This window comes from Streptomyces sp. NRRL B-24572 (assembly GCF_002156145.1).
Lineage (GTDB): Bacteria > Actinomycetota > Actinomycetes > Streptomycetales > Streptomycetaceae > Streptomyces > Streptomyces vietnamensis.
Genome location: NZ_MWIG01001016.1, coordinates 1 through 3,882, shown reverse-complemented (window position 1 = coordinate 3,882; position 3,882 = coordinate 1). Strand labels below are relative to the sequence as shown.

Below are 3,882 nucleotides of genomic sequence, written 5' to 3'. Positions count from 1 at the left end.
CGAGCGAACCGCTCCCCCGGCCCACCCGCTCGCCGGTCCCGGCCCGGGGGAGCGGTTCGCTCGCCGGGAGGACCGTCGTCATCGACCCCGGTCACAACTCCGGCAATTTCCGCCACTCAATGGAAATCAACCAAAAGGTGAACATCGGGACGACTCGCAAGGAGTGCGACACCACCGGCACCTCCACCAACGCCGGCTACCCCGAGGCCTCCTTCACCCTCGACGTCTCCCACCGGCTGCGGGACCTCCTCACCGCGCGCGGCGCCAAGGTGGTCTTCACCCATGACGGCGAGCGCCCCTGGGGGCCGTGCATCGACGAGCGGGCGCGGATCGGGAACGCGGCCCGCGCCGACGCCGTGGTCTCCGTCCACGCGGACGGCTCGGCCGCGGGCAACCGCGGCTTCCACGTGATCCTGCCCGCGAAGGTCCGGGCGGGCTCCGCCGACACCGCGAAGATCGTCGGCCCGTCCCGTACGCTCGGGGAGCGGATCGCGGACCGGTTCGCGCGCGCCACCGGCACCTCGCCCGCCAACTACATCGGCGACGGTACGGGGTTGGACGTACGGGACGATCTCGGCGGACTCAATCTCTCGACCGTCCCCAAGGTCTTCGTCGAATGCGGCAATATGCGTGACCCGAAGGACGCACAGCTGCTCACGTCGTCGACGTGGCGGCAGAAGGCGGCGCAGGGGCTCGCGGACGGCATCGCGACCTACCTCGAGGGGTAGGAACGGCGGGCGATAGATTCGCTCCGTACGATGGGGCCCCTCCCGCGCCGTGAAACACCCGAGCGCCACCCCCGACGCGACGACCGACGACCTGACGAAGGACTCTTACGTGGATATCCGATCCCTCACCCGAGGCGACGGCGTGCTGATCGGTGCAGCGGCGTTGCTGTTCATCGCCTCGTTCCTGGGCTACTACTCCTACACGGGCGTGACCGCCGGCGCCTCGAACTCCTGGTCCTCCCTGGGGAACGCCATCGGCGTCTACATGGTGGGCGTCATCGGCGCGGTCCTGATCATCCTCCCCCGCGCGCTGCCGCAGTCGCAGCCGCGCAAGGTCCTGGGCCTGGACCTCGCCCAGTTCGGTGTCGCCGCCACGATCTTCACCGCCTGGTCGTTCCTCTGGACGATCATCGACCTCGACGGGCCCGACGCCGGCGCGGGCCTGATCCTCGGCCTCATCGCCTCCCTGGCCCTGGCCGGTGCCGCCGTCGCCGGTCCGATGATCCCCGCCCTGAAGGCCCCGCTCGTCACCGCGCCCAAGCCGCAGGCCCCGCAGCCGTACGGCATGCAGCCCGGCCAGCCGGGTCAGCCGGGCGTCCCCGGCGGCTACGGCTACCCGGGTGCGCAGCAGCAGCCGTACGGCGCCCCGCAGGACCCCTCGCAGGGTGCGGGCCAGCCGTTCGGCGCGCAGGCCGCCGCCCCGCAGCCGCAGGCCGCGCAGCAGCCCGAGCCGCAGGCGGCCGCCCCGGCCCCGCAGCCGGCCGCGGACTTCGCGCCGTTCTGGTTCGCGGTCCCGGTCGCGCGTCCGCTGTACGCGGAGGACGGCTCGCAGGCGCCGATCGCCGAACTCGCCCCGGGCACCTGGTACCTGGCGGTCGAGCAGCGCGGTCCGGGCCTGGTGGCCCAGACGCAGGACGGCCGCCGCGGTGTCCTCCAGGACACCACCGGCATCCAGCGCGGCTGATCCCCCGCTCCACCCGACGGCCCTCCGCCCGGAATCCCTTCCGGGCAGGGGGCCGTTGCCGTACAGTCCCCGCAACACGTATCTGACGAAGCGTCAGAAAGGATGCGGGCATGCGGCTCGGACTCGCCCTCGGCTACTGGGGCCGCGGCCCCTCCCCCGCCCACCTCGACCTCGCCCGCGAGGCCGAGCGGCTCGGCTACGACTCCGTGTGGACCGCCGAGGCCTGGGGCTCCGACGCCTTCACCGCGCTGACCTGGATCGCCGCGCACACCAGCCGCATCAGGCTGGGCACCGCCGTCGCGCAGATGGCCGCCCGCGCGCCCACCACCACCGCGATGCACGCGCTCACGCTCGACCACCTCTCCGGCGGGCGCGTCCTGCTCGGGCTCGGCCTGTCCGGGCCGCAGGTCGTCGAGGGCTGGTACGGGCGCCCCTTCCCCCGCTCCCCGCTGACCGCGACCCGCGAGTACGTGGACGTGGTCCGCCAGGTGCTGCGCCGCGAGGCCCCCGTACGGCTCGACGGACGCCACCACTCCCACCCGTACACAGGACCGGACGGCACCGGCCTCGGCAAGGCGCTCAAGCCGATCACGCACCCGCTGCGCGCCGACGTCCCGATCCTGCTGGGCGCCGAGGGACCGAAGAACATCGCGCAGACCCTCGCCATCGCCGACGGCTGGCTCCCCCTCTACTGGACGCCCGACCGCTGGGCCGAGGTGTACGCCCTGCCGGACGCGCTCCCCGACGGCTTCCTGGTCGCCCCGATGGTCCGGGCGCAGCTCTGCGAGGACGTGGCGGCCGGGCTGCTGCCGGTCAAGGCGATGCTCGGCTTCTACATCGGCGGCATGGGGCACGCGGCCCGCAACTTCCACGCCGACCTGATGGGGCGCATGGGGTACGAGAAGGAGGCCCGCCGCATCCAGGAGCTGTTCGCGGCGGGCCGGCGGGAGGAGGCCGTGCTCGCCGTACCGGACGCCTTCGCGGACGAGATCTCGCTCGTCGGCCCCCGGGAGCGGATCGCCGAACGCCTGGAGAGATGGCGGCAGGGCCCGGTGACGGACCTGCTGGTCACGGCACCGGACCCGGCCACCTTGCGTACGCTCGCCGAGCTCAACTCGTAACGGGCATCGACGCGTCACGGGTATCGACTCGTCACGGGCATCGACGCGTCACGGGCATCAGCCGCCGCTGAGCTGGGACGCGCTCGGCACCTTGTCGACGACCTCGGCGCCCGCGCTCTTCCCCGCCTCCTTCACGCTGTTGATGACGCCCTCGAAGGCGCCGACGTCGCCGTCGGTCGCGTCGCCCTTGCGGAGCTTCGTACCGAGCCCCTTCAGCGACTCGATGCCGGCGCTCAGCGGCGCGACCGCCTTCGAGAGGAGCGGGTCGCCCTTGGCGTTGTTCACGGCGGCCTTGAGGCGGTTGTACGTGAACGCGCCCGCGAGGCCCGCCTTGACGAGAGCGAAGGTGCGGCCGTCGGCGCCCTTCTTGAACTTGCCCGCGCGATAGGGCTTCACGATCCACTGGTACGTGGCGCCCGCCGCGAGACCCGCGTTCGCCACGAAGCGGGTCTTGGCCAGCTTCTGCTTCTCGAAGCTCGCGCTCGCCGACGGGGTCGCGTGCTCGTCGGCGGTCGTCGCCATGCTCTGCGAGTCGTCGCCGCACGCGGCCGTGGTCGAGAGCAGCGCGCCGGACAGGAGGACGGCGACGAGGGCGCGGCGGGCTCGCACGAAGCGGGGCGCGGTAGGCATGACGTCAGCCTCGCGGGCGGCCCGGGGGCGCGCCAGCGGAGTGGGCCCGTATGGGGCCCGCCGTCCCTTGTTCCGGACCACTCGATGCACGTCCCCGCAGGTCAGAGCCGTGGGACGTCCCTCCGCGTCCCTGGGACGACGGCGCCTCTGGCCCTCGCCGCCGGGCCTCTCGGAGAGTGATCACCGAGACGGATCGGGAGGTTCGAGGGATAGATGGTCAGAAGCCGCGTGTGCACCGGTGGGGGCCGGTGCCAGTGGTACTACGGGGCGCCCGATGCCCGGCTGCGGCCGGGCATCGGCACGTACCGGGGGTTCCGTACGACCGCGGGGGTGCCGCAGGAACGGCTCGTCGTGCCGAGCGGGCGGGTGTCGCTGCTCATCGGCTTCGGCGGCGAGCTGCGGGTACAAGGGGGGTCCGCCGGAGGGGCGGGTGCGGGGC

General features: G+C 73.1%; 4 protein-coding genes and 1 pseudogene. 4 read left to right on the top strand and 1 reads right to left on the bottom strand.

Annotated elements, in window-relative coordinates; all coding sequences use genetic code 11:
• The 3 genes from CCN56_RS39610 to CCN56_RS39600 all read left to right on the top strand — a co-directional run.
• A partial coding sequence (locus CCN56_RS39610) for an N-acetylmuramoyl-L-alanine amidase (protein WP_086832427.1) occupies nt 1–728 on the top strand: 728 nt, incomplete at its 5' end.
• A gap of 109 nt (nt 729–837) precedes the next feature.
• Nucleotides 838–1,692 carry a hypothetical protein gene (locus tag CCN56_RS39605; RefSeq protein ID WP_179200155.1) on the top strand — a complete coding sequence of 285 codons (855 nt, stop codon included), beginning with the start codon at nt 838–840 and terminating at the stop codon, nt 1,690–1,692.
• A gap of 110 nt (nt 1,693–1,802) precedes the next feature.
• The gene (locus CCN56_RS39600) at nt 1,803–2,813 is read left to right on the top strand and encodes an LLM class F420-dependent oxidoreductase (RefSeq protein ID WP_086832425.1); all 1,011 of its coding nucleotides are present in this window, start codon (nt 1,803–1,805) and stop codon (nt 2,811–2,813) included.
• A gap of 57 nt (nt 2,814–2,870) precedes the next feature.
• On the opposite strand, the gene CCN56_RS39595 is transcribed toward CCN56_RS39600, so the two are convergent.
• Complete coding sequence (locus tag CCN56_RS39595) at nt 2,871–3,443, bottom strand: hypothetical protein (RefSeq protein WP_086832424.1); 573 nt, start codon at nt 3,441–3,443, stop codon at nt 2,871–2,873.
• 213 nt (nt 3,444–3,656) lie between these two features.
• Here CCN56_RS39595 and CCN56_RS39590 point away from each other — a divergent pair.
• Nucleotides 3,657–3,882 (top strand): annotated as a pseudogene (locus tag CCN56_RS39590) (hypothetical protein); the annotation flags it as partial.